The organism is Thermococcus sp. (genome assembly GCF_026988555.1).
Taxonomy (GTDB): Archaea; Methanobacteriota_B; Thermococci; order Thermococcales; family Thermococcaceae; genus Thermococcus.
Genome location: NZ_JALSLB010000054.1, coordinates 129,931 through 152,716, shown reverse-complemented (window position 1 = coordinate 152,716; position 22,786 = coordinate 129,931). Strand labels below are relative to the sequence as shown.

The 22,786-nt window shown below is 54.3% G+C and carries 22 protein-coding genes and 1 pseudogene; 8 read left to right on the top strand and 15 right to left on the bottom strand.

The features are described 5' to 3' along the window. The first annotated feature begins 68 nt into the window (after window positions 1-68). From MVK60_RS08640 to MVK60_RS08610, 7 genes are all read left to right on the top strand, one after another. Entirely contained in the window at window positions 69-1,781 is a 1,713-nt protein-coding gene (locus tag MVK60_RS08640) for a hypothetical protein (RefSeq protein WP_297438396.1), read from the top strand. Between the two features lie 188 nt (window positions 1,782-1,969). Next, window positions 1,970-2,839: a DMT family transporter gene (locus tag MVK60_RS08635; protein ID WP_297438394.1), complete on the top strand. Its 870-nt coding sequence runs from the start codon at window positions 1,970-1,972 to the stop codon at window positions 2,837-2,839. A 267-nt stretch (window positions 2,840-3,106) separates the two neighbouring features. Beyond that, complete coding sequence (locus MVK60_RS08630) at window positions 3,107-3,685, top strand: CBS domain-containing protein (RefSeq protein WP_297438392.1); 579 nt, start codon at window positions 3,107-3,109, stop codon at window positions 3,683-3,685. An 81-nt stretch (window positions 3,686-3,766) separates the two neighbouring features. Further along, on the top strand, window positions 3,767-5,002 hold the full coding sequence (locus MVK60_RS08625) for a hypothetical protein (protein ID WP_297438390.1): 1,236 nt from the start codon (window positions 3,767-3,769) through the stop codon (window positions 5,000-5,002). A gap of 82 nt (window positions 5,003-5,084) precedes the next feature. After that, window positions 5,085-6,950, top strand: a complete 1,866-nt coding sequence (locus MVK60_RS08620; protein WP_297438388.1) for an ABC transporter substrate-binding protein — start codon at window positions 5,085-5,087, stop codon at window positions 6,948-6,950. 94 nt (window positions 6,951-7,044) lie between these two features. Beyond that, on the top strand, window positions 7,045-8,067 hold the full coding sequence (locus MVK60_RS08615) for a hypothetical protein (RefSeq protein WP_297438386.1): 1,023 nt from the start codon (window positions 7,045-7,047) through the stop codon (window positions 8,065-8,067). Window positions 8,068-8,116: 49 nt separating this feature from the next. After that, window positions 8,117-8,287 carry a hypothetical protein gene (locus MVK60_RS08610; protein WP_297438384.1) on the top strand — a complete coding sequence of 57 codons (171 nt, stop codon included), beginning with the start codon at window positions 8,117-8,119 and terminating at the stop codon, window positions 8,285-8,287. Window positions 8,288-8,292: 5 nt separating this feature from the next. On the opposite strand, the gene MVK60_RS08605 is transcribed toward MVK60_RS08610, so the two are convergent. Genes MVK60_RS08605 through MVK60_RS08595 form a run of 3 tightly spaced genes read right to left on the bottom strand, consistent with a single transcriptional unit; the run spans window position 8,293 to window position 11,071 of the window. Beyond that, the gene (locus tag MVK60_RS08605) at window positions 8,293-9,012 is read right to left on the bottom strand and encodes an ABC transporter permease (RefSeq protein ID WP_297438382.1); all 720 of its coding nucleotides are present in this window, start codon (window positions 9,010-9,012) and stop codon (window positions 8,293-8,295) included. After that, the gene (locus tag MVK60_RS08600) at window positions 9,000-9,929 is read right to left on the bottom strand and encodes an ABC transporter ATP-binding protein (protein ID WP_297438380.1); all 930 of its coding nucleotides are present in this window, start codon (window positions 9,927-9,929) and stop codon (window positions 9,000-9,002) included. Before MVK60_RS08600 ends, MVK60_RS08605 begins: the two co-directional genes overlap by 13 nt. Next, window positions 9,926-11,071, bottom strand: a complete 1,146-nt coding sequence (locus tag MVK60_RS08595) for a PQQ-binding-like beta-propeller repeat protein (protein ID WP_297438378.1) — start codon at window positions 11,069-11,071, stop codon at window positions 9,926-9,928. Before MVK60_RS08595 ends, MVK60_RS08600 begins: the two co-directional genes overlap by 4 nt. A 259-nt stretch (window positions 11,072-11,330) precedes the next feature. On the opposite strand from MVK60_RS08595, the pseudogene MVK60_RS08590 reads away from it, so the two are divergent. Beyond that, window positions 11,331-11,480 (top strand): annotated as a pseudogene (locus tag MVK60_RS08590) (hydrogenase); the annotation flags it as partial. Window positions 11,481-11,516: 36 nt separating this feature from the next. Here MVK60_RS08590 and MVK60_RS08585 read toward each other — a convergent pair. The 12 genes from MVK60_RS08585 to MVK60_RS08530 are packed head-to-tail and all read right to left on the bottom strand — an operon-like array spanning window position 11,517 to window position 22,723. Then, window positions 11,517-12,023 carry a 4Fe-4S dicluster domain-containing protein gene (locus MVK60_RS08585; protein WP_297438375.1) on the bottom strand — a complete coding sequence of 169 codons (507 nt, stop codon included), beginning with the start codon at window positions 12,021-12,023 and terminating at the stop codon, window positions 11,517-11,519. Window positions 12,024-12,025: 2 nt separating this feature from the next. Beyond that, window positions 12,026-13,087 carry an FAD-dependent oxidoreductase gene (locus MVK60_RS08580; protein WP_297438373.1) on the bottom strand — a complete coding sequence of 354 codons (1,062 nt, stop codon included), beginning with the start codon at window positions 13,085-13,087 and terminating at the stop codon, window positions 12,026-12,028. Beyond that, complete coding sequence (locus MVK60_RS08575; protein WP_297438371.1) at window positions 13,084-13,416, bottom strand: hypothetical protein; 333 nt, start codon at window positions 13,414-13,416, stop codon at window positions 13,084-13,086. Before MVK60_RS08575 ends, MVK60_RS08580 begins: the two co-directional genes overlap by 4 nt. After that, window positions 13,409-13,663, bottom strand: a complete 255-nt coding sequence (locus MVK60_RS08570) for a hypothetical protein (protein WP_297438369.1) — start codon at window positions 13,661-13,663, stop codon at window positions 13,409-13,411. Before MVK60_RS08570 ends, MVK60_RS08575 begins: the two co-directional genes overlap by 8 nt. Further along, window positions 13,614-14,384, bottom strand: a complete 771-nt coding sequence (locus MVK60_RS08565; RefSeq protein WP_297438367.1) for an NADH-quinone oxidoreductase subunit B family protein — start codon at window positions 14,382-14,384, stop codon at window positions 13,614-13,616. Before MVK60_RS08565 ends, MVK60_RS08570 begins: the two co-directional genes overlap by 50 nt. Beyond that, on the bottom strand, window positions 14,381-14,875 hold the full coding sequence (locus tag MVK60_RS08560; RefSeq protein ID WP_297438365.1) for a 4Fe-4S dicluster domain-containing protein: 495 nt from the start codon (window positions 14,873-14,875) through the stop codon (window positions 14,381-14,383). The genes MVK60_RS08565 and MVK60_RS08560 overlap by 4 nt, the downstream gene beginning before the upstream one ends. After that, window positions 14,866-16,500, bottom strand: coding sequence for an NADH-quinone oxidoreductase subunit C (locus tag MVK60_RS08555; protein ID WP_297438363.1), 1,635 nt, complete (start codon window positions 16,498-16,500; stop codon window positions 14,866-14,868). Before MVK60_RS08555 ends, MVK60_RS08560 begins: the two co-directional genes overlap by 10 nt. 2 nt (window positions 16,501-16,502) lie before the next feature. After that, window positions 16,503-17,375, bottom strand: coding sequence for an NADH-quinone oxidoreductase subunit H (locus MVK60_RS08550; protein WP_297438361.1), 873 nt, complete (start codon window positions 17,373-17,375; stop codon window positions 16,503-16,505). Then, on the bottom strand, window positions 17,372-19,108 hold the full coding sequence (locus MVK60_RS08545) for a proton-conducting transporter membrane subunit (protein WP_297438359.1): 1,737 nt from the start codon (window positions 19,106-19,108) through the stop codon (window positions 17,372-17,374). The genes MVK60_RS08550 and MVK60_RS08545 overlap by 4 nt, the downstream gene beginning before the upstream one ends. Beyond that, window positions 19,109-20,380, bottom strand: a complete 1,272-nt coding sequence (locus tag MVK60_RS08540) for a hypothetical protein (RefSeq protein ID WP_297438357.1) — start codon at window positions 20,378-20,380, stop codon at window positions 19,109-19,111. It lies immediately after the preceding gene. Further along, window positions 20,377-20,871 (bottom strand): 4Fe-4S dicluster domain-containing protein, encoded by a 495-nt coding sequence (locus MVK60_RS08535; protein WP_297438355.1) that lies wholly within the window; start codon window positions 20,869-20,871, stop codon window positions 20,377-20,379. The genes MVK60_RS08540 and MVK60_RS08535 overlap by 4 nt, the downstream gene beginning before the upstream one ends. Then, window positions 20,852-22,723 carry a molybdopterin-dependent oxidoreductase gene (locus tag MVK60_RS08530; protein ID WP_297438353.1) on the bottom strand — a complete coding sequence of 624 codons (1,872 nt, stop codon included), beginning with the start codon at window positions 22,721-22,723 and terminating at the stop codon, window positions 20,852-20,854. The genes MVK60_RS08535 and MVK60_RS08530 overlap by 20 nt, the downstream gene beginning before the upstream one ends. Window positions 22,724-22,786: the final 63 nt, after the last annotated feature.

Genomic DNA, 22,786 nt, shown 5'->3' with positions numbered 1-22,786 from the left:
ACTAACACGATAAATCTCCTTGGATTCTTTAGAATAACTAGGGATATATATAGCTAATGGTGGTGGAAATGGAGCTGCCAAATAAGAGCCCCCTAAAAGAAAACGTACTGATAACCTCTACGGGGGAATTGGAGGATCTCGTACGTGAGGCCCTTGCCGAGGCCAGCGGTACTTTCCTCAAAATATTCGCCAAGGATAAAAGCGGGAAGTATTATGTGACAATTCTGTTCGACAAGACAAAGCTTCTCGCGGTGGAATGCCTCCTGGTGGACGAAAAGAGGACATTAACCGGTGGGGAAGCCCTCAGCGTGCTCAGATCGTTTGCCGGCAGACCGATGGTGGTCGATGTCTACGCCCTCGACGAGATAGAGCTCAAGCTCTCAATCGCCGATAACGTTGATATCTATGCTCAGACCCCTAAAATCGCGATAGACAGCATTTTCAAGGCCGAAGTCAGGGAGGAGCCCAAACCACCGGTTAAATCCCCCACCCCCCCAAGGGAAGAAAAGAAGGCTGAGGAACAGCCCAAAAAAGTAAAAAAAGCTGAAAAGGCCAAAACGGTGGAAGAAGCACCCGCCGAAAAACCCAGACCTTCGGCACCGAAGCCGGCCGCCCAGGGAAAGCCCAAGGTTACGGTGAACTTCAGGGGAGGAGAGCTCCCGGAGAAGGCCTTCCAGATCTACGCCGAGGACATCCTCAAGGAGGCAAAGAGGATCAAAGGGCTCTCCGTGAGCAGGATTGAATTCGACGCCGAGGTGGAGGGAGGGGTCGTATACCTAAACGTTCGCGTGTATGGATCCTCCACCGGAAACGCGAGGGACATAGAGATCGCGGAGAAGCGCATGCTTCATGCCGTCAGTAAGTACGCCCCGGTTATCCTGAGAGAAGCGGACATAAAACCCATAATACGGGACACGAGCATCATAATAAACGGGGAAGAAGTCAAGCCACAGGAGATCGTCGAGAAAGACAAGAAAAAAACGGCCAATGTCACCAAGGACGGCCGTATTACCCTTGCAGTCCTTGAAGAGGTGTGGCCCTACTTCAGCGCCTATGCCAGAACCGTGGTGGGTGAGATCGAGGGGGCTGGCATCAGGGTCAACAAGGTGTTCTTCGATGTAAGAGGGAGGCGAGAATTTGAGATAAACCTCTCCGCCGTCGTGGAGAGCAACATCCCTAAGGAGCAAATTGAGAGCATAGTCAAAGACGTAGTTTCAAGACACGCCAGGGAGCTCAGCAGGAGTATAAACCACTACATAACGGTCCATAAGATCGAGTTAGAAGTTCCCAGGACCCCTAAAACTCCAAGGACGGCGCCCACCCCAGCCGTAACTCCTGGAAAAGCCGCTGAAGTTCTTGCAAAGAAGGCTGACCTGGAGAAGGAAGTTGAGGCCCTCCTCAAGCAGGCGGGCATCGAAGAACTCTCCCCACTAACCGAGGAGAAAAAACAGGAGAGCCAGGAGATAATGCTCAAAAGCCGGATTGAACCCGCCCTTGAAACGCTCAAGGCCAGGGTTCACAGCGAGCTGAAGCTTATTCCACGGGTCACGTTCAAATGGATGAAGATGAACCATGAAGTCAGCGGTTCCACGGTGTACCTGGACATAGAGACCAGCTTCGTTAAGGAGGACGTTGGAGGCCTCTTTGGCTCATTCTCAGGAGTCTCAGACGAGAGAGTTAAAAAGGACATAAAAGACACTATAGAGCACATTGTACGGGAAGTAGGAAAGGAGTACGGTGTTGGCATCCGGCTCCGGAAGCTCAACGTCTCCCTTCGCTGACTTTTCGTTTCACTTTCCTACCCTTTGAATTCTCCCAAAGTTCAGCACTCAAGATCGTCATCATCCTGACGTCAGTTCTGCCGAGGTCATCATCACCACCTTAAACATCACGGGTCCTTATAACCCTCACGACATTTCGTTAAATATCTAAACGTTAAACTTTTAAACTGAATTATCTGTTCTTCAGTATGCATGGCCTCCTCCTCGGAATCCTGGCGGCTCTGATATCCGCGTTCTCCTGGGCAGCCTCGACCATATTCATAAAACTCGGGATGAATAACAAAAGCGCGGTAGTCGTCAATATATTCCGGCTCTACGTTGTTTCGGTGATGTACTCCGTTATATTCCTTGCCAGGGGCACCTTTCCGAAGCTCGCCTCGCTGTCCCCAGGAGTGCTGGGTGTGGCCTTTATCTCTGGGATCCTGGGCTTTGTGGTGGGGGACTACTTCTATTTCCATGCCCTCAAGATGATGGGCGTCTCCAGAACCGTCCCGATAACATCCACTTATCCTCTATGGGCCATACTCTGGGCCTTTCTATTTCTTGGCAGGAGAATCCGTCCCCAGGTAGTTATTGGGGCCATTCTGGTAGTTTTAGCTATAATAATCGTGCGCAGGGCCGAGGAGAAGGAGCGGATTAATCCAAAGGGTTTCATCTTCGCCATGATTGCACCCATCTCCTGGAGTCTCGCCATCCTCACCATGGACTGGCTGACCAGAAGTCTGGACGTCCTCACCCTGGCAGGCCTGAGGATGATGTTCGCAGCGGTGGGTGTTTCCCTCTTCCTTCCGAAGTACTCCTCGGAGTTGAGGAGGATCACGGGTAGGGAAGCGATGGTTCTCACGGGGGCCGCTGTAAGCGGCCTATTACTCGGCCAGTACTTCTTCGTCTACTCAGTGGGTACGGTGGGCTCCCAGATAGCCGCCCCAGTATCCTCCATAAACCCCGTCATAGCCTCCCTCCTAGCTGTGAACTTCCTGGGAGAATCACCCAACAGGAGGATAATGGAGGGCCTACTCTTGGCAGTGCTTGGGGTTGTGCTGATATCAACTGCATGAGCTATGTTTTTAAGGTCCGACTCCCAACACAGACCGCCGACAGTGAGGGGACAACAGTCTCCTCATGGGCTCGGTAAATCCGCCCCCGTGAACGATGAGCGGGGAGTGCTCACGCCGGGCCCACAGGACCGGGAGCATCCACCCGTGCGATGGGTGAACGCGGGTCTCTGTACCCGGCCCACATTCCACCCTCTTCTGAACCTTTAGTCCCTGCTCTACGGAAGACTTATAACCCGATACCCCCGAGGAGATAACCGGTGGTTATGTATGGTGATAATCCCCCGCCCCATAGACCCAAGGGAGATACGAAGAATCCGAAAGGAGCTCGACATAACCCAGGAAGAACTGGCTAGGCGGGCAGGAGTGACCCAAGCCTACATTGCCAAGCTTGAGGCGGGAAAGGTTGACCCGAGGCTCTCCACTTTCAACAGAATTCTTCAGGCCCTTCTCGAATGTAAACACGCCCAGCTGAAGGCAAGAGATGTGATGTCCTCACCCGTGATATCCATAAAACCCTACGAGACCGTAGAGAACGTGATAAAGATCATGAACGAGCACAACATCTCCCAGATTCCCGTGGTGGCCGGCAGCAAGATCGTCGGCTCCATCACCGAGAGAACCCTCGTACGACAGAGCCTTGAGTACGACAACATCTACGATCACAAGGTCATGGAGCTAATGGACGAGCCTTTTCCAATAGTTAACAAGGACGAGGATATAGAGGTCGTCAAATACCTCCTTGAGGAGCATCCCGCGGTGTTGGTTCAGGACAAAGAGGGAAAAACTGTGGGTATAATAACCCGTGTAGATCTCTTTAAAGTGGGAAGAGAAGCCAAATCGGGGTGAATCTCGCTTTCCACTGCACCAAAATTTCTTTTTATCTGCCGGCGCTAACGCATGTTTAGATAGGCATGGAGGGGGACGAGCATGAGGGTGCTGATCCTTGCGTTGTTCCCGCTGATCACCATCGGGATGATTGCTGGAGTAAGTAGCGCCGCCACCATAGCGGTCGACGTCTCTCACAGTGAGGGCACGGTGGCCCTGGTAACGCCCGTGGTGGACCCAACGACCGGAAAACTGGTATACCACGGTATTGTGAACGTTCTGTCCTGGTACAACTGGGGGTACATAGGCCCCGCCCCGGAACTGAACGGAAAGATGAAATGCCTCGGCAGGACTATAACCCCCGAATCGCTCAAAGGTGTTAACATGCTGATCATAGGGCAGCTTAAACAGCCACTATCCCCCGAGGAGGTCAGCGCCATAACCGGCTGGTTCTCAGAAGGCGGGAGAATACTGTGGGTCTCTGGTGACGCCGATATCGGGGAAGGTGCGTACGTACAGAAGAACGTCGATGACCTCCTAGATAAGATTCCCAATGCTCATCTGCGGCTGGACTATGCAACAGCCACAGACACCTTCAGCAACGCTGGGAAGGACCTCTACGTGGCCGGCTACGTTCGTCCAGATCTCGGCACACCCAATTCGGAAACACTGCTCAAGGGTTACACCTCGGAAGTCGGCAAGGTTCTATTCTACACCACAGGGGTCCTCGCGTGGGTAGACGATTCCGGTAAGTGGCACCCCCTCACGGTGGGGGAGATCCCCAAAGGGGTTTATAGGATAGTGACCACCAGTGGGGACGGTGTCATAGAGGACAACTCCGCCCCAGAGCCCATGACGTACAAGGTCTGGGAATCGGGTGTGTTCACCCTCCTTGCCGTGGAGTTCGTTAAGCTGCCCAACGGAAGGACCGGTGTGTTAATCGTGAGCGGTGAAAGTCCGTACGGTAGTCCCGTCCCGCTGTCCATTAACCAGTTCGGCCCCTACGTGTTCGACGGTGAACGCTTCGTGGAAAACCTGATAGCCTGGGCGTTCCAGGAAGCGAAGAGCTTCACACCCACAACGACCTCCAGTCCCTCGCCGACCTCGACCACGGCCACCCCCAGCACAACTTCAACCTTCACCACCCCCAGCTCATCCCTCCCTCACACCCCAGCCACGACTGGAAATGCACCATCCCCCAACCACACAACTCCATCAACGACCTCAACCCCCGCGAAAAAAGGCTCTGTTTTTGGCTGGAAGCTACTTTTGGGGCTGGCGGGACTGATCTTTATCCTGGCGGGTTTAGCAGTGCTCTTCATCAGGAGGAATGGATGATATACCTCCTGGCACTTTTATCCAACAATTTTATATACCCTCCCCCTTATCAGCTACTGGACAAATAATCCAGGTGAGCGTCATGAAGAAGGCGGAAACTGCAGTGTTGTTGGTTCTTCTACTGGGCGCGGTCTTGGCCGCCGGATGCATAGGCTCCTCAACCACCCAAACTCAACCTTCCCAGACTTCAACGACGTTTTCCAGCTCATCGACGGCACCGGGCTTGACGTCAGCGACCCCATCGCAGACGACCACCACCGAAAGACCCTACTACCCGATAGAGGTCACGGATTTCATGAACCGCACGGTTGAGATCAAAAAGGAGCCACGGAGGGTTGTGACCCTTGCCCCCAGCATAACCGAGGATCTGGAGTACCTGAACCTGAGTCCCGTGATAGTGGGAGTGACCATCTACGACGACACCCCACAGGTCGCCAACGCGACACGGATCGGCGGGTACGGGAAGTACGCGAACCTTGAGAAGATAGCCGCGCTTCACCCGGATCTGATACTCGCGGACAGCATGTCCACTGAAATCCTTAGCAAACTTGAGGAGATAGCCCCGGTGGTCATCATAGACCCGCATCGGGTTGGGGACGTGCCGAGGGCCCTAAAACTACTCGGAAGGATCTTCAACAGGGAGTCCCTCGCGGAGTACGAGAGCGCTCTCTTCACCCGTCAGATCAAAGAGATATCTTCCTTAGTGACAAATAAGACCAAAGTCAGGGTTTTTTACGTCGTCTGGAACAAACCCCTGATGAGCATCGGGGGCGACACGTTCATCAGTGATATAATAAAGCTCGCTGGGGGTATAAACATCTTCAACGACACCACCGGATGGCCCCAGGTGAGCGCGGAGCAGGTCCTGGCCAGAAAACCTGACTACATAATACTCACCCCCCACTGCGGGATGAGCCCTGAGGACGTTTACGGTGGTGCCCTTGCAAACACCCCCGCGGCGAAGGACGGACACGTCATAATGTTGAACTCCTCTGACGAGGCGGGTATAATACATCCAAGCCCACGCCTCCTCAAGGGTCTCGAGGTACTCGCCCGGATTCTGCATCCAGAGGCGTTCAGGAGCAGGTACCCGCTGACTTTAACCGACTCAACGGGGCGGAAGATTACGCTCTCCCCCGAACCGAAAAGGATAGTCTCTTTGGCCCCAAGCCTGACCGAGAGTCTGTTCTACATCGGTGCCGGCGACGAGATAGTGGGTGTGACAAACTACGCTGACTACCCGCCAGCGGTAAAGAACATAAGCCGCATTGGAGGCTATGGGAAGTACGCGAACCTTGAGAAGATAGCCGCGCTCCACCCGGACCTTATAGTTGCCGATGACTTCTCCAAGTCAATCCTCCCCTCCCTAACGAAGATAGCCCCCGTAGTCATCCTTTCCGCCAATAATTTAAGTGACATATACAGAAACCTGGAGTTGCTGGGCAGTATTACCAACCATGAAGAGCAGGCGAAACTCGTAGTCGCCGAGATGAGGGCAAAGGTGAGCTACGTTATCTCAGTCATCGGGAACACGAGCAGACTCAGGGTGTTCTTCATCCTCAGCTACTACAACGGTTACTGGACGGCCGGAAAGGGCACATTCGTCAACGAACTGCTGAGCCTGGCCGGAGGAAAAAACATATTCGACGACGTCAGAGGTTGGGGCGTGGCAAGCGAGGAACAGATAATCAACAGGGACCCGCAGGTCATAATAATCTCACCGAACGCCGGGCTGAAACCGAGTGACCTGTGTCACGGACCCCTCTCCACGACCACGGCGGTGAAAACCGGGCATGTTTACGTTCTGAGCGACGAGAACCTTGTGGTGCGTCCTGGCCCGAGGATCGTCCTGGGCCTTGAGGAAATAGCTGAGCTCTTACATCCAGGGGCGTTCAAGTTCCAGCCACAGCCCCTCGCCTGCAACGCAACGGCCTCAACAGGGAGCTGAACCTTCCACTTTCTCTTTTGTTCATTGAATGTTATAACATATACTTCAGGTAACTGTTTTATACTTGGATGCATATAACACTCGCGGTGATACCATGCGGGTAATAGAATCCTTTGACTCCATTACCTTCGACGAACTGGCCGAGAGACTCAAAAGCATGGAAAACAGGCTCCTCCTCGTCAGAACTTCCGAAGAGAAGATCCTCCTATACGGGAGCGGCAGAATCGTGAGGAAATACGCCGAACCCCCTGAGGAACTGAGAAACGTCGAGATGGTGGAACTGGACAAGTTTGAATTCCTTGAGTACCTCCAGGGAACGATGGAATTTCAAAATGTTCCGAAGGCCGTTGAATTATCATACTCCCTCGATGCGCCGGATGACATCTACCTGCACCTCGAGGAGGCAATCCTGAAGGCCGCTTCGAGGGCTTACACCACCCTCGGTGTTGCCATTGGAACGGCCAGACTAAAGGCTTCCGTGAGGTACGGTGCAACCGGCAGGGACATACTGCTCATCAGGGGAAACCTGGAGGCGTTCTCGGCCGGTGAAGTGAAAAAAGCCGAGCTGGCACGATTCTTGTCGGATGTTATCTCAATGGAGACTGGCTTCGACGCCAAGATCGTGATCAACGAGTTCAACCTGGCCAGAACCTCCGAAAAACCCCTGCTGAAGGTGCCCGCACCGTGGACCCATGTTAAGGGAGGGCGGATTCTTGAGGTGCCCCTCAGAGAAAGAGGTACTGCACCAATAAACCGGAAAAAAGTCGAGGAAGAGGTGGAGAAGATCTTTCGTGAGGCGGGGATCGGGGAGCTCGCTGGAAAACTCCGAGACGGAGGCGGAAAGGGAGTTTCAGCAAGAACCTTGGAGGCGTTCCTGCTGGAAAAGCTCTCCAGGTTCGATGAGGTTGAAGTGAACTGGATTCGGGTCTCCCCGGTAGGAAGCGGTGAGTTCAAAGTCGCCATTGGCACATCCAGGAAGTCAAGATCGAGAAGTGACGTGGAGATCGTTGGGGAGATTGGAAGAAGCCTAACCGCCGCTGAGAGCGAGGGAAGGGTCAGGGGGTTACCGTTCAAAGTCTCCTCGGCGTTTTTGGTACTGGAGGATGACGTCTACTAAAATTCAATAACGTTAAAAACTCCTCCCTCTATCCTTCAAAGGTGGGAGCATGGAAAGAAAACACGCTTACAGGCTGATGCTGAGCATCGTCTTAGTACTGGCGTTCTTTTACACCCTCGGCCTTTTTGGTATCATTCCCTTCAGGGTAAGCTACTACATCACACTCTTCATGCTCGTGCTCTTCGTTATCCTCCGCATTGAGTACCACTCAAGGAATTAGCAGGCTCAGTACAGCTTTTTGAGTGCCCGTATGGACAGGAGCATGAAGAGAAGGAACATCATGACGAGGGCCAGCATCGATTCCAGCGGCGGGATCACGTCGTAGTAGTAGAGCAAACCGTATCGCAGGCCATCCACTGAGTACGTCATCGGCGTTATCAAGCCCACGATGAGGAACCACCTCGGAAATAGCGTGAGGGAGGCTATCGCACCGCTGGTGAACATCATGGGAAGCCGTATGAGGTTGAGCCATGTCATGACGTTTATCGGGTTCGAGATGGCGAGGGAGATATAAACCCCAAGCGCCGAGAAAGCTAGGTTTGAGAGGACAAGGTAGAGCAACACGAGCGGAAGGCTCCAGATGGAGTAAGCCATGAAGTGGGAGACCAGAACCAGGGTCACCAAACTGACCAAGAGGCCAAAAATGGCCCCAACGAGTACCTTTGCCAGTATTACCTCCCCATAGCTCACAGGAGCAAGGAGAAGTCGTTCAAAGGTCCTGAGCCTTCTCTCAAAGATTATCGAAGAGGCCACGAAGGACGTCGTCCCGAAGAGGGCGGAGATACTCAGCAGTCCCGGTACGAGGTGGTCGATGTCCCCGAACCTAGCGATGAACGCGAGACTGAAAACGAGGGGGAATACCAGCCCCCAGCTTATTGAACCCGGCTTCAGCATGTACTCCCTAAGTTCCTTTACTATTATTGCCCAGACCTTCATATTGGACATCCCCCACAGGCACAGCCCCTCTCCTCGCCCTCCTCCTCGGTGAGTTCAAGGAACACGTCCTCGATACTGGGGAGCTCAGTAGACAGATGGACGATTCTAAAGCCAAGCTTCCCCTTAATCCCGGCAAGTTCCTCCATAAATGCATCGATGTCATCAACCTTCAGAACCAAGGCGTCCTCGTCGAACACAGGTGAGTATCCCTCAAGGGCATGGATGAGGCTGGTTTTCAGGGGTTCAACTTTCAGTCTCACCCGTATTTCACTGCCCAGCAACCTTCTTATCTCACTCCTTCCCCCCATTGCCACTATCCTACCCCGGTTGATTATCGCTATCCTGTGGGGGAGGGTCTCTGCCTCCACCATGTTGTGGGTCGTGAGAAAAATTGTCCTGCCCGCCACGTTCAGGGCCCGTATCATCTCCCTGACCATTCTGGCCGACTTCACATCGAGGGCTATCGTGGGCTCGTCCAGGAAGATAACCGGGGGGTCGTGGATCAATGCGGCCACTATCGAGGCCCTCCTCTTGTACCCCGAGCTGAGCTTCCCAAACTTTTTCTTGGCCGGCAGGTTGAAATCCCTTACAAGTTTCGAGACGTTTTCGAGGGGTGCTTCATACAACCTTGCGAGGAACCGTAGGTTCTCCTCAACGGTTAGCTCATCGTAGAGGTTGGACACGTCCTGGACGACGCCTATACTCTTCTTTACCCCGACCTTCTCCCGTCTGACATCGTAGCCGTTAACGTAAGCTTCCCCCTCCGTTATGCTCGTCAGGGTTGAGAGCATCCTAACGGTCGTTGTTTTACCGGCACCGTTCGGTCCCAAGAACCCAAATATCTCGCCTTTCTTTACTTTGAAACTGATGTGGTCAACAGCCGTGAAGTCCCCGTACCTCTTCGTCAGCCCTACAGCCTCTATCATTCTCTCAACTCCTTCATCAAGAAGAATCCCACGATCACCAAACCTGCCGTTACGACCACCAGGAGCGGCAGACCCGGCAGGTGGAAGGACGGCCTCGTCGCTGCTCTGGTTGGGGTTACAGTGCCCCTGAGCCTCAGGACGTTTATCTTCTCCTGGCAGTTCTCAATGGAGTGGTACCCGTAGCCGACAACGAGAAAGCTCGCGTCCCTGGAGATAGCAACGTTCCTGACACTCCAGTTGAACCTCTCGTTCCAGAGCACGCTCCCGTTGGGCGCGACGAAGATGGCTTCCCTCGCACCGCCTGCCAAAAGGTAGCCCCTGGCCGTGGAGACCTGAAGGGTTGACACCAAGAACGGAACCTTATAGACGGTGCTCCCGTTTGACGAAAGGAGGACGAGGTACCCTATATCCCCCCCCACCGCCACGTTCTTTCCATCGGAATCAATAGAACGGATCAGGTTGTTGAAGTGCCTGCTCCAGAGCTCCTTGCCGCTCCAGCTTATCTTCCTTACCTCTCCCCAGCTCCCGCCCTTTGCGGCGATTAAAACGTATATGCCGTCGTCGCTTGCGATCACCTTCCTCACGTAGCCCCTGTACTCCCTGGAAACGACAACTCCCCCGGATAGATCCAGGACCACAACACTGTAATCCACGCCAGCCGCTATCCTGTCTCCAAACAGGTCAACACTCCAAACGTATCCACCGACCTTTTTTCTCCATATCAACTTCCCGTTCCTGAAGAGGTAGATGTATCCGGAGCTATCCCCGGCCACCACGGTCTCCCCGTCCTTGGAGATATCCACGGAGACTACCGCCCCGGCCGCCTTATACTCCCACCCCAGGGAACCGTTAGCATCGAAGTACTGCAACCAGTCCCCCTCCGTCCCTATGACGACGTCGTTGTTCCCGCTTACTCCAACAGTGTAGGCTATCCCCCTCGTGGGCTCCTTAAAAATCAGTTTTCCATCCGGGCCAAGAAGCTCAGCGTAGTAACCAAAGGCGAGTCCGATGTACCCCTTCTCGTTGAGGGCCATCCCAAAGACTATACACTGGTCACTGTAGGTCCAGCTCCAGTTCACCTGGGCGCCAACAAGTGGCAGTATCGAAATGAGCAGGAGGATAGCTAGCGCAGTCCCCTTCATACCTTTCCCCAGCCAATTTCAACATTCAGTTTAAAGGGTTAGTGGTTCAGAAGCCTAATACAGTGATGGACTGTTCAGGACGTGCCAACAGTCACTGCCCTGGATTTTCCAAAAGATTGCGCATTAGACTTAACGAACCCTTCCCAACCTTTGGTTTAGAAGTTTCGGGTTTAAAAACGCTTTTTTAGGCCCCTTCAAAGTTTTAGTTGAGGGATAAATGTGAGCATGCGTATAATTATGTTCACTGGAGGTGGTTGGGTTGAGGTACGTTAAACTTCCCATGGAGAACACCTATGCCTTCCTTGAAAGGCTCAAGGAGTGGGGCAAACTCTACGCCCCCGTGAAAATCTCGGAGAAGTTCTATGACTTCAGGGAGATAGACGACGTCAAGAAGGTCGAGTTCAACTACACAAGAGGATGATAAAAAGAGTCAACCAGGAGGCAACTAAAGTAACCTCCCAACACCCTCCATACCCATAGAGGAAATTCTCTCCTTGGCTATCTTTTCAGCTGTTCTTGCCCTTATCCTGTCTTCAACTTCTTCCGGCCTTCCAAAGAATATTGCTTCAGCGGGGCACATCTCACTGCACGCGGGGTTCATGCCTTCTTTCCTCCTGTTGGCACACATATCGCACTTGGTCATAACCTTTATCTTTGCATCGAAGCTGGGGGCTCCAAAGGGGCAGACGGCGAGACACATCAAACAGCCTATGCACTTCTTCGGGTCTATTATAACCGCCCCGTCCTCGTCCTTGGATATCGCTCCAACGGGACATATCTCAAGGCACGGGGCCCTCTCGCAGTGGCGGCAGTTTATCGGAACCGGAAGGCTAGAGACGGTGTAGTATATCCTGATGTTGGGCTTGCCGTCGTGGAGGAAGTCGCAGACGCTCTGGCAGGTCTCACACCCTATGCACAGGCTGTAATCAACGTGGAGTATCTTCTTCTCCATACTCACTCACCCCCCATAAGCCAGACGTGCATGCTTCTTGCCGCGTAGAGGCCGTCCCTCACGGCCTGACCGACCTTGGATGGACCGGTAACAACGTCTCCTGCGGCAAATATCCCTTCAACGCTCGTCATGTGCCTCTCATCCACAACAATCCTGCCTTTTTTGTCAACCGCTATGTTGAGCTCTTCCCCCGCTGGGGGGGTGGGCGTCTGTCCAACTGCAAAGATGACGTAGTCAACATCAAGTGTGAAGTTGGATCCCTCAATGGGCACGGGCCTTCTTCTGCCGCTCTCGTCGGGTTCACTGAGCCTTGTTCTCACAAGCTCTATCCCCCTTACCTTTCCACCTTTTCCGATTATTTTCACCGGCATTGTGAGTTCAAGCCACTGGACTCCCCTCTGCTTAAGGAGGTTTGTCTCATACGCTCCGGCTGGAGCCTCCTTTATCGTCCTGCGGTAGCTCATATAGACCTTCTCGGCACCGAGGAGGAGGCTCTCGAGGGCGGCATCAACCGCGGTGTGCCCTGCCCCCACTACCACGACTTTTTTGCCCTCCGGAGAGATTATGTCCTTCCAGTCCATGTGACCGAGCTTGGCGCTCTTTATCCTGAAGAGGTATTCGAGGGCGGGATAAACGCCATCAAGGTCTGCACCTTCAATGCTTGGTATCCAGGACTCCCAGGTGCCGGTGGCTATGATGACAGCATCATAGTTCTCGGCGAGCTCTTTCAGGCTGACCGTTCTCTCGACAAACTCGTCTCCGGCTTCCTTCTTTTCTGTCCCACAGGTAACTTTTGTCCTTGGGAAAAACTTCACCTCAAAGGCACTTTCGAGCTCATTGCAGCCTTCCCTCACTCTGTACACGGGTATTCTGAACTCCGGGATACCAAAAAGCATTAGCCCACCAGGTTCGGGAAGCTTGTCGTAGACGTGCACCTCGTGTCCCTGGCAGACGAGGTAGCCTGCAGCGCTTAACCCTGCAGGTCCTGCCCCTACAATGGCTATCTTCTTTCCAGTTGGGGCGGGTTTTTCCCTGCAGAGAAAGGCAAATCTCATCCCACTCATTTTTTCACCTCCACGACCTCAAACTCAAGGTTCTTTATCGTTGAATAGAGGCCTTTCATACTCTCAATCTCCGAGAGGGTCTTTCTCAGGTATCTAGAGGGGTCGTAAAGAACCTTAAACTTCCCAAAAAACTCCGTGTGAAAGTTTATCAGGGCGTTTTTGGGATAGACTATAACATCAATTCCCTCCCAGAGCTGTGAAGCTTCAATCAACAGCTCAACTTTGTCCCCCTCTTTAACCACAACGAGCCAGGTGTCTTCGAGGAGGGCAACTCCGAGGAGGTTTTCCCCGTAGTGCCGCTTGAACTTCTCCAGGAGACCCTCACTCATCTGGAAGCCACCCCACGGTAACTTTACCTTTCTTTATCTCGTCGAGGAGCGGGCCTACGAGCTTCTTATCCTCTTCAGGAAACAGCTCAAGGTCGAGGGTTCCCCGCTCTATCAACCTCGCAGTCTCAGGGCTTATCTCGCATATCACTTCCTCAACCAGGGCGTTACCCTCAAAGTGGTCGAGCACCCTTGAAACCTCATTTTGAAACTCCAAGTACGACCTTCTTCTCAGCAAGTATGCCCTCATACATCCTCACCACTTCGATGTAGTGTTTGTACAGCATATCGAGCCCGTACCTCAGGCGGGAGTCTTTCACCTCGTCTTTCATCCGCTCCACGAGTTCTTTGAACTCCCCTGGGTCGTTCGACTTTTCGACCAGTCTCATGAATTCCTCCAACAGCGCGTAGCCGTCGAAGTAGCCTATCTCCTTCCTTATCCTCTCCCTGAGGAGGAGCTCGATCCAGGCGTTGAACTGGCTCCTTGGAAGTACGAGTTCCTTAAGGGTGTAGTGCTCACCCTTCACCTTCTTCTCAACGAGTCCCTTGAGCAGTGCGATGCCGTAGAGTATTTCCTCCGGCCTCGGGGGACAGCCGGGGATATAGATGTCCACGGGCAGGAACTCCGATGCCCCTCCTTTCCGTGGATATTCGAGGGACAACCTGTCTGATTCTCTCCTGATGGCGTAGCTGTCGTAGAATATCCCACCGGAACAGGCGCAGGTGCCGACGGCTATAACTATGCGCGGTTTTGAAGGCATTGCGTCGTAAGCTTTCTTGGCTGCGTAGTATGCCTGTCTCGTTAATGGTCCTGTGACGAGGAGGGCATGCGCGTGCCTCGGGGTTGGGACGAGTTTTACACCGAGCCTTTCGATGTCGTGGTATGGCGTTAGAACGTCAAGTATCTCTATGTCGCAGCCGTTGCAAGCTCCAGTGTTGAGGTGGAAGACCCAGAGGGAGCGTAGCTTCATCTCCACTCCCCTCCGACCCGGGAGGCGTTTATGATGGTTAAGCTCTTCTTGCACTTCGAGCAAAGCGGCAGCTTGTCCCTAACCCTCTCGAAGTCGAGTATCCCAGGGGGTATAACTGAGAGCACCTTCTGCACCTGCCTCTCCGTGTAGTCCGTGAAGTTCCCGCAGTTCCTGCACCTCGCGAGTCTCATCTCAACGACCTCAATGTGGTCGTTTCTATCGTCGGTTGCGGCTTCAAACTCCCTCGTGAGCTTTATGGCCCCGGTCGGGCAGGCCTCCTCACACCGCGCACACCTTATGCATCTCCCAACGTCGAGGACTATCTTCCTCGTTCCGGTCGAGTAGTCGTCAATCCTTATCACGGCGTTTGGGGGACAGACGTTAGCGCAGGCACCGCATCCTATGCAGAGCAGGGGGTTTATCCTCGGCAGTCCCCTGTACTCGGGCGGCGCCTCCTCCGGCTCGAATGGGTAGGCCTTTGTTACGGGCAAAGTCCCACCCCCAGGTTTACCACACTGACCTTTCCTGTCTTAACGTCCACGACCTGAACCCTCTCTGTACAGGAATAGCACGGGTCTATGCTTGCAATGATGAGCGGGGCATCTGCTATCGTGTACCCCCTGAGCATGTCCGGTGCCGCTTGGAGGTTGTTGTAAGTTGCAGCCTTTATGCGCCACCTGTAGATTACGTTCGAGTCCTCCGTCATCACGTAGTGGACGTTCTCACCCCTCGGTGCCTCAACCGCGGAGATGCCCTCAACTCCACCTGGAATCTCGTCGAACTCCGCCATTATAGGTCCGGACGGCATGGCGTCAATTGCCTGCTCTATCAGCGAAAGGCTCTCCCTGACTTCGTCTATTCTGACCATGGCCCTTGCGAGGACATCTCCCTCGGTGTAAACTGGGACGTCAAAGCTTAGCTCGGGATAAGCCGCGTACGGAAAGTCCCTCCTGACGTCGTAGTCGATTCCCGACGCCCTTGCCACCGGCCCGTTCGCGTCCCACTCCCTAGCCAGCTCTTTGGTGAGAACCCCAACGTCCCTGCACCTGTCAACGAAGCTCCTGGCAGAAAGCAGAAAATTAACCACCTCATCGAACTTTTCCCTCATCTCGTCTATGAACTTCTCAATCATGGAGACGCGGTAGTCCAGAAGGTCCCTTCTAACCCCGCCAACGACGACCAGCCCGTAGGTCTTTCTGTTTCCGGTGAGCCTCTCCGCGAGTTGCATAACCTTCTCCCTGACCGCCCATACCTTCATGAACGCGGTGTCAAAGCCCGTCAGATGGGCGGCGACGCCAATCCAGAGGAGGTGGCTGTGAAGCCTCTCGAACTCAAGGAGTATCGTCCTTATGTACCTCGCCCTGTCGGGAACCTCGATTTTTCCGGCCTCCTCCAGGGCCTGGGCATAGGCAGTGGAGTGGCAGAAGCCGCAGATGCCGCAAACTCTTTCAGCTATGAAGCACACTTGGTTGTAGTTCATCCTCCCGCGGGCGAGCTTTTCTATGCCCCTGTGGGAATAGAAGCCGCGGTAATCGATACCAACTATTTCCTCTCCCCTGACAAACAGCCTGAAGTGCGCCGGCTCGTCGAGGGCTATGTGGTACGGCCCTATGGCGTGGACTGAGGTTCCCTCCATCTTGGGAAGGTGCTGGGGCCCCCTTTCCCCCGGCGGAGAGCTGTGGTATTCAAAATCCTCCCTCAGGGGAAAATCGTTTTCAGGCCAGTCGTCGGGGAGAACCAGCCTCCTGGGGTCGGGGAGTCCTTTTGCCCTGAGCCCGAGCAGGTCCTTAACTTCTCTCTCAAACCAGAGGGCACCCTTGTGGAAGCTCGCAACGCTCGGATACTCTGGGTTATCCTCTGGAACGTAGAGCCTTATCCCCAGGATTTCTCCCTTCTTCCAGTCGGCGAACCAGTACGTCACGCTGAAGGCGTCCTCAAAAGGCCTCTCATCCGTTCCAACCATCGTGAACAGTCTCACCGTGGGCATCGATAGGAGGAACTTCACCATCTCCGGAAAGTCCTCTTGACTGATCATGGGGGCATAAACGACCTTCTTCTCGCCCAGCGTTTTCTTTTCGAGCACGGCCCCAAACTTTCTTTCGAATCCCTCTATCATCTTCACCACCCTGCGAAGGCAAGAACCAACAGAATGGAACCAGCCGCAAGGGCTTTGGCACCTTTTCTCAGGGCCTGATCAACGCGGTAACGGGCGTTCATGGACTCATAGACCACCATCAGGACGAATATTGTGAGTACCGCCAGGGACTGAAGGATTAGTGCTCCGATTCCGCTTGCAAACGGCAGTACGAGCATCGCTGACAACAACCAGAGCATCGCGAACCTCTTAACCTGAAACGCCCACAGGAACACGGCCAGTGCCCTTCCGCTGTATTCCGAGAGCACACCGCCGAGTATCTCGGTTTCCGCCTCAGCTATGTCGTAGGGTATGAATCCCGCTTCAACATAGGTCAGGTAAATGAGCAGGATGTAAGCCCCGACGACTGAAGGCGAGAAGTCCACGGAGCGGGCGATTGAGGCTATGTCAAGGGAGCCCGTCTTGAGGGCTAACACCGCTATCACAACTGCGAAGGCCGGCTTAAAGACCATCGAGAGACTTATCTCCCTGCTTGCACCCGAGGCAGTGTAGGAGCTTCTCACGCTTAGACCACCCATCACTACCGAGGCTGAAAAGAGGGTGAAGAAGTATAGGAACGCTATGACGTTGGCCGGGGTTCTAAGGGGTGTCTCTTCTCCCCAAGGGATGAGAAACAGCATCGTGAGGGCGCTCCCAAATGCGAGGTAGGGGGCAATCCTAAACGTGGCGGACTCCACAGGCCGGATGCTCTCCATCTCGAGGAGGCTTAACAAATCGTACCAAGTCTGGAGCACCGGGGGCCCTATCCTGTCCTGTATCCGCGCCCGGATTTTCCTCGCAACACCATCCAGCAGGGGCGTAATCAGTGAAACCGTGAGCGGGAAGAGCTCCCTCATCCAAGCCACCCCCAGATTAGCGCCGAGGCAATCAGTAGGAGCACTACAATCATCACGCCGAGGGGGCATTCCCTCAAGAGGGCTATCATGCCTCGAAGCAGCCGCGCCGGCGGGAGAAAGAGCGCCTCGTCTATGTAGTCAACCTCCACCGAGGTCACCGCTCCCCCGACCCGGGTGAGAACCTTTCCCGCGGAGGAGCCCACCTTCGAGAGGCCCTCGGAGATGTGGTTGAGGGGATAGTACATGTGCTCCGGTAGTATGTCAAAGTCCTCAACTCTCTCTCCGTTCGTCCACACGGCGTCCCTTCTTCCCCTTGGGGGCAGCGCGATGAACAGCATCCCACTGAAGAGGGCGAGGACTATCGTTAGAAGGGGCATGTCAATTTCGAACCCGATATCGGTTCCGGTCAGTTTTATTCCGAGCCACGGGAACACCCCTAGGAGGACGCAGAGAAGGGCTAACATGCCCTCACCGACGAGCATTGGCGCTTCGACCTCGTGAACCTCTCCCTCGGGCTCTCCCGTGAAGATGCGGTACATCTTTAGGTACGCCGCGAGGGTCACGGCACTTCCAAAGAGTGCTATTACACCTCCTGCGATGAGGACTGGACTCCTCGACAGGAACGTTGCCTGGTATATCAGCCACTTGCTGACGAAGCCGTTGAGCGGTGGGACTCCTGAAACCGCGAGAATCCCGATTATCGAGAGCGCAAAGGTGAAGGGCATGTTTCTTCCAAGTCCCCTCAATCCGAGGTCCTTCCGCCCCGTGGCGTGCAGGACGTTGCCGGAGACCATGAAAAGGAGGTTTTTGAAGAGCATGTGGTTGAAGCTGTGTAGGAGCAACGCCGCGAGGGCCACGGTTTTAAGTGTTCCGTGTAGGGCAAGGTACGCCCCGAAGGCGAGGAAGATGTACCCGAGGTTGTCAACGCTGGAATAGGCTATCATCCGCTTCAGGTCTCTCTGAACCAGCATCAGCAACGCTCCTATGGCTATGGTTGCCATTGAGAGAATTATAATCGGTGTGGCGAGCGTTGAAGTATTCGGGAAGATACTGGCGACCCTTAGCATTCCGTAAACTGCCATCTTTAGCATTACCCCGCTCAGCAACGCCGAAACGTTGCTCGGAGCGACTGGATGGGCTTCGGGGAGCCAGAAGTGGAGCGGGAAGATGCCCGCCTTCGTCATGAAGCCCACGAGGAACAGCCAGAGGACCCACGCTGGTGGAATGTTACCCTTCAGGGTCTCGAAACTCAGGGTGTTGAAGAGTGCATACGTGTATCCAAGAGCTAGCAGGAGGGGTGCGGTGTTCAGGGCCTGCATTGTAACGAGGTATATCAGGCTCGCCCTCTTCGTTGCGCTCTCGGTGTAGTTAGCGACGATTAGAACGTAGGACGTTAGCGTCATCAGCTCCCAGAACGCTATAAACTGCAGAAAGTCCCTGCTCAGGAGGATGAGCTCCATGGAGAGGAGAAACAGGGGGTAAGCGGCCGTTACGAGGTGCTTGGGCCGCATGTACGAGTAGGAGTAGATTGAAACAGCCACCCCCGCCGTGCCGAGGAGCAAGAGGAAGAACCTTGAGAGCTCGTCCGCTTGGAGGGACAGCTGGGGGATGCTCCCGGTGGCCTCAAGCAGAACGGCCGCTGACGCAATGGCAGAGATTGCACTCACTACCTTCCCATTCCTTTTGACCAGTCCAACCATAACCGCGAGCAGGAACAGGTATGCCGAGAGCATTCAGGGTACCCCCATGAGGTAGTTGAGGGCAACCGCGAGCCCGAATGAGAGTGTAGCCAAGAGGGCTAGAGGAACGCCGACCGTTCTCTTCAAGGGCTCCTCCCTCCCGTCGCTGAACACCATCAGGTTGATGCTCCGGATTCCCGAATACAGGAAGGCCACGGAGTTCGCAAGCAGGAGAAGGGCGAGTAATGTTCCCAGCGGGTTCGAGTACAGGGAAGCGGCCTCTATGAGGAGGTGTGACTTGCCGAAGGGGGGAAGCCCCGCGAGGCCGAACACCGAGATTGCCCATGAATAGGCGAGCGGGGGCGTCTCACGAAGGCCCCTCACGCGGTCAATGTCGGTGGTTCCGTGGCACCTCTTTATGGCGTCTGTCGTCAGAAAGGCCAACCCAACGACGGGGGTGGAGATTATAACTAGGTGCCTCGCGATTTCGTTTCCTTGGCCGCCGAGCAGGATTACGAGCAGGGCGACGTACACCGTGCTTGTGTTCGCAATAACCGCGTACATGAGGAGCTTCCTGCCCTCCCTCTGTCCGAGGTATGCCAATCCCGTAAGCACGAGGGTCACGGCCACGGCAACCGCAACCGGCGCAAAGGCCCGCTCAGAAGGGTTGAGGGCTGAAAGCGACCTCATAAGCAGGTACGGTCCCATAACAGTGGTTCCCGTGCCTATGAAGGCCGATGCTGGAAACGTCGCGGCGGCATCCATAAACCATGAGTAGAGCGGAAACTGGGCCCCTATAACGAGTGACGTGAAGGCGATGCAGAGGAAGCGAGTGTCTCCGGGGGCGTTCTTGGTGAGGACGCCACAGACGCCGATTGCTATTCCAAGGCTCAACGTTGCGAGGGCTTTGGTTCCGGCTTTCTTTTCAGGCCCCGCGAGACGCCAGCATGAGAGAGCCACCAGCTCGAGGAAAATCAACATCTGGAGCAGGCTTGGGGAGTACACTACAACCAGTTCTGAACCCAAAAGAACGGCCGCCCAAGGAAGATAACTATCCCTCCTACCGCTTTCTAGGGCGTAGGTCAGAAAAATCGCGCCGAGAGCCGTCAGGACGAGCGCCGTGAGTACCGCCGTGGAATCGACTCGAAGGCCGAGGTTTCCACCCCATAGGATAGCACAGGGATTGTGCGAGACATGGGGGTAAAGAGCCGCCTGTAAGAGCAGGGAGCTCCATACCAGCGAAAGTGCGGCCCTCTCGAGATTTTCGAGAAGGAAGAAAGCCGCCGCGTAGACCATGATTATCGCCATGAGGACAAGCTCGATCACCTAAACCCCCCCATTATCCTCTCAACCTTCTTCAGGAGCTCCTCTCTCCTCATGAGGCTCTGGGTTACCTTTATCCGGGTTATCTCATCCTCCGTTGCGAACACGAGGGCACCGGTGGGGCACGTTGAAACACACGCCGGGAGCTTACCCTCCTTTCTCCTGTGGGCGCAGAGGTCGCACTTCACCATGACCTTCCTCCTCTCATCGAAGCGGGGCATTCCGAAGGGACAGGCTATCTCGCAGAGCATGCACCCCACGCAGTCCTGATGCCTCACTCTCACCGCTCCGTCCTCGTCCCGGTAGATTGCCCTAGCGGAGCAGACGAGCATGCAGGGGGAGTTCTCACAGTGCCTGCAGTTCAGGGACATCATCATTATCTCAGATGCCTCGATGAGCGTTATGTTTGGCTCTCCGTTGTGCTCCCGCGCGCATGCTGCAACGCAGGAGCCGCAGCCAACGCACTTCCGGAAGTCAATGAATATCTTCCTCATGCTTTCTCACCACACATGGAAGGGACTTCAGCTCAAGGCAGCCCCATTTCGAAATCTTCAGCGGGATAATCCTTCTCAATTCATCGGACCATGGAGCGACGATTGTATTCCGCGGTATTGAAGATGAGACATCAACCCTGAAGGTGGCCGTTCCAGCCTCGGTTTCGACGGTAACCCTGCCCCCATCTTCAAGACCAAGCAGTGAGGCGTCTTCTCTGTTTATTTTTGCAACACTCTCCCTTTGAATTACCTCCGGGAGAAAGCGCATGGACTGATCCGTTATTAAAAGTCTGAATTTGCCTTCGAAGTTCAAGGGAGGCTCGATTTTTGGCCTTACGGCCATTTTACGCCTTGGAATAAGGACTCCACCGGTTTTATTCTTCACGTCCTTTGGCTCCGGGTAACCAGGAACGAGAAGGCTTATCTCCCTCAAAATCTCTTCAGGAAACGCGTACGAAAATCCCGGAAGCTTCATCCCCCTTCCGAGTTGGGCTATTATTTCAAAGTCCGATCTCGCCTCTCCCGGGGGACGTTTTACCCTCTCACACCACTGGACCCTACCCTCTGAATTTGTCGTCGTCCCCCCACTCTCCAGCAGGAGTGCCGACGGTAAAACTATGTCGGCGAATTCCATTGTTTCCCCCTGGAAAGCACTCTGAAACACCACAAACTCCGCCCTTTTGAGGGCTCTCTCCGCGTGGGGCATGAATGCCACGATGTCAGTATCGAGGATATAGAACGCCGAGAGACCTCGGGAGAGCATCTCAACGAGACTCAGACCCTCTTTCCTGTTGATATATCCAACAAGCCAGGCCTTTAGGAACGGCTCGGCGTCCTTGTAATCCGTATACCCAGGAAGATGATAGGGGGTTATCCCCATGTCTATGACTCCCTGGGAGTTACCGTATCTTCCCATTGGTATTATCGAGAGTCCCGTGAGTGTTGCAAGGGTTATCAGGGCCAGAACGGCTGGATACCCGTTGGCGGTCATTGTAACCCCCGAACCCCACAGGAGCACACCGCTGGAGCTGAGCTCTGTTTCCCCCGCAATGGAGATTATCGTGTCAGCCGACACCCCTGTAATTTTCTCTGCCTTTTCGGGGGGATAGAGCGAAATTAGCCTCAACGCTTCCGGTGAAAGTCTGGAGCTGGCATCCGGATCCATATTCACAACGACGTTAAGGATGGAGAGCGCTAAGAAAACGTCCGTTCCGGGAAGGGGCTGAACTACCGAATCCACGAGCTTTTCAACTGACGTTAGCCTTGGATTAACGACGATTATCCGGGCACCTTTTTCCTTTGCCCCCACCAGCCATGTGAGCAGAACCGGGGCCGTTCCAACGGGGTTGAACCCCCAGACAATAACCAAATCGCTCTGCTCTATGGCTGAAAAAGGCGCCCACATTTTCCAGGCGTTTGTCTCGTTTAGTGCCCTGATGGAGACGGCGTGCGATACGGCCGCCGTGCTGTCAACGTTGTTCGTTCCGAGAAGCCGAGCGAGTTTCTGGAAGAGGTACGCCGATTCGTTCGAGACCATCTCCCCTGATATGAACCCTACCTTCTCAGGGTCATCCTTTGAAAGCTCTGAAATCCTTAAGACGACCTCTCCAACCGCCCTCTGCCAGCTGATTTCAATGAAGTTACCGCTCTCAGTGACTTTTAATGGTTTTTTTAAGCGCCCTTTTGAGAAAAGGAACTCCCTGAGCAAGTTTCCCCTCGCGCAGAGTTTCCCCTGGGGGTTAGGAATGTCTTCAAGGAGAAGGTATTCCAGACTAAAGGGGCGAGAAATTGCCTTTTTTACATCCACCCTGCATCCCATACTGCAGTGGGGGCATGTTATGACAGGCCTCATCGGTTCCCCTCCGGAGGATCATTTAAGTACATATGACTAGTTTTGTTCATCTTCAGTAATGGG

Coding starts and splice junctions, on each gene's coding strand:
- MVK60_RS08605 (WP_297438382.1), bottom strand. CDS start 9,012: ATGTCCAATATGAAGGTCTGGGCAATAATAGTAAAGGAACTTAGGGAG.
- MVK60_RS08535 (WP_297438355.1), bottom strand. CDS start 20,871: ATGAGGAAGATATTCATTGACTTCCGGAAGTGCGTTGGCTGCGGCTCC.
- MVK60_RS08530 (WP_297438353.1), bottom strand. CDS start 22,723: ATGAGGCCTGTCATAACATGCCCCCACTGCAGTATGGGATGCAGGGTG.
- MVK60_RS08595 (WP_297438378.1), bottom strand. CDS start 11,071: ATGAAGGGGACTGCGCTAGCTATCCTCCTGCTCATTTCGATACTGCCA.
- MVK60_RS08600 (WP_297438380.1), bottom strand. CDS start 9,929: ATGATAGAGGCTGTAGGGCTGACGAAGAGGTACGGGGACTTCACGGCT.
- MVK60_RS08630 (WP_297438392.1), top strand. CDS start 3,107: ATGGTGATAATCCCCCGCCCCATAGACCCAAGGGAGATACGAAGAATC.
- MVK60_RS08610 (WP_297438384.1), top strand. CDS start 8,117: ATGGAAAGAAAACACGCTTACAGGCTGATGCTGAGCATCGTCTTAGTA.
- MVK60_RS08550 (WP_297438361.1), bottom strand. CDS start 17,375: ATGAGGGAGCTCTTCCCGCTCACGGTTTCACTGATTACGCCCCTGCTG.
- MVK60_RS08640 (WP_297438396.1), top strand. CDS start 69: ATGGAGCTGCCAAATAAGAGCCCCCTAAAAGAAAACGTACTGATAACC.
- MVK60_RS08620 (WP_297438388.1), top strand. CDS start 5,085: ATGAAGAAGGCGGAAACTGCAGTGTTGTTGGTTCTTCTACTGGGCGCG.
- MVK60_RS08585 (WP_297438375.1), bottom strand. CDS start 12,023: ATGGAGAAGAAGATACTCCACGTTGATTACAGCCTGTGCATAGGGTGT.
- MVK60_RS08545 (WP_297438359.1), bottom strand. CDS start 19,108: ATGCTCTCGGCATACCTGTTCCTGCTCGCGGTTATGGTTGGACTGGTC.
- MVK60_RS08570 (WP_297438369.1), bottom strand. CDS start 13,663: ATGAGGGCATACTTGCTGAGAAGAAGGTCGTACTTGGAGTTTCAAAAT.
- MVK60_RS08580 (WP_297438373.1), bottom strand. CDS start 13,087: ATGAGTGGGATGAGATTTGCCTTTCTCTGCAGGGAAAAACCCGCCCCA.
- MVK60_RS08625 (WP_297438390.1), top strand. CDS start 3,767: ATGAGGGTGCTGATCCTTGCGTTGTTCCCGCTGATCACCATCGGGATG.
- MVK60_RS08635 (WP_297438394.1), top strand. CDS start 1,970: ATGCATGGCCTCCTCCTCGGAATCCTGGCGGCTCTGATATCCGCGTTC.
- MVK60_RS08565 (WP_297438367.1), bottom strand. CDS start 14,384: ATGAAGCTACGCTCCCTCTGGGTCTTCCACCTCAACACTGGAGCTTGC.
- MVK60_RS08615 (WP_297438386.1), top strand. CDS start 7,045: ATGCGGGTAATAGAATCCTTTGACTCCATTACCTTCGACGAACTGGCC.
- MVK60_RS08575 (WP_297438371.1), bottom strand. CDS start 13,416: ATGAGTGAGGGTCTCCTGGAGAAGTTCAAGCGGCACTACGGGGAAAAC.
- MVK60_RS08555 (WP_297438363.1), bottom strand. CDS start 16,500: ATGATAGAGGGATTCGAAAGAAAGTTTGGGGCCGTGCTCGAAAAGAAA.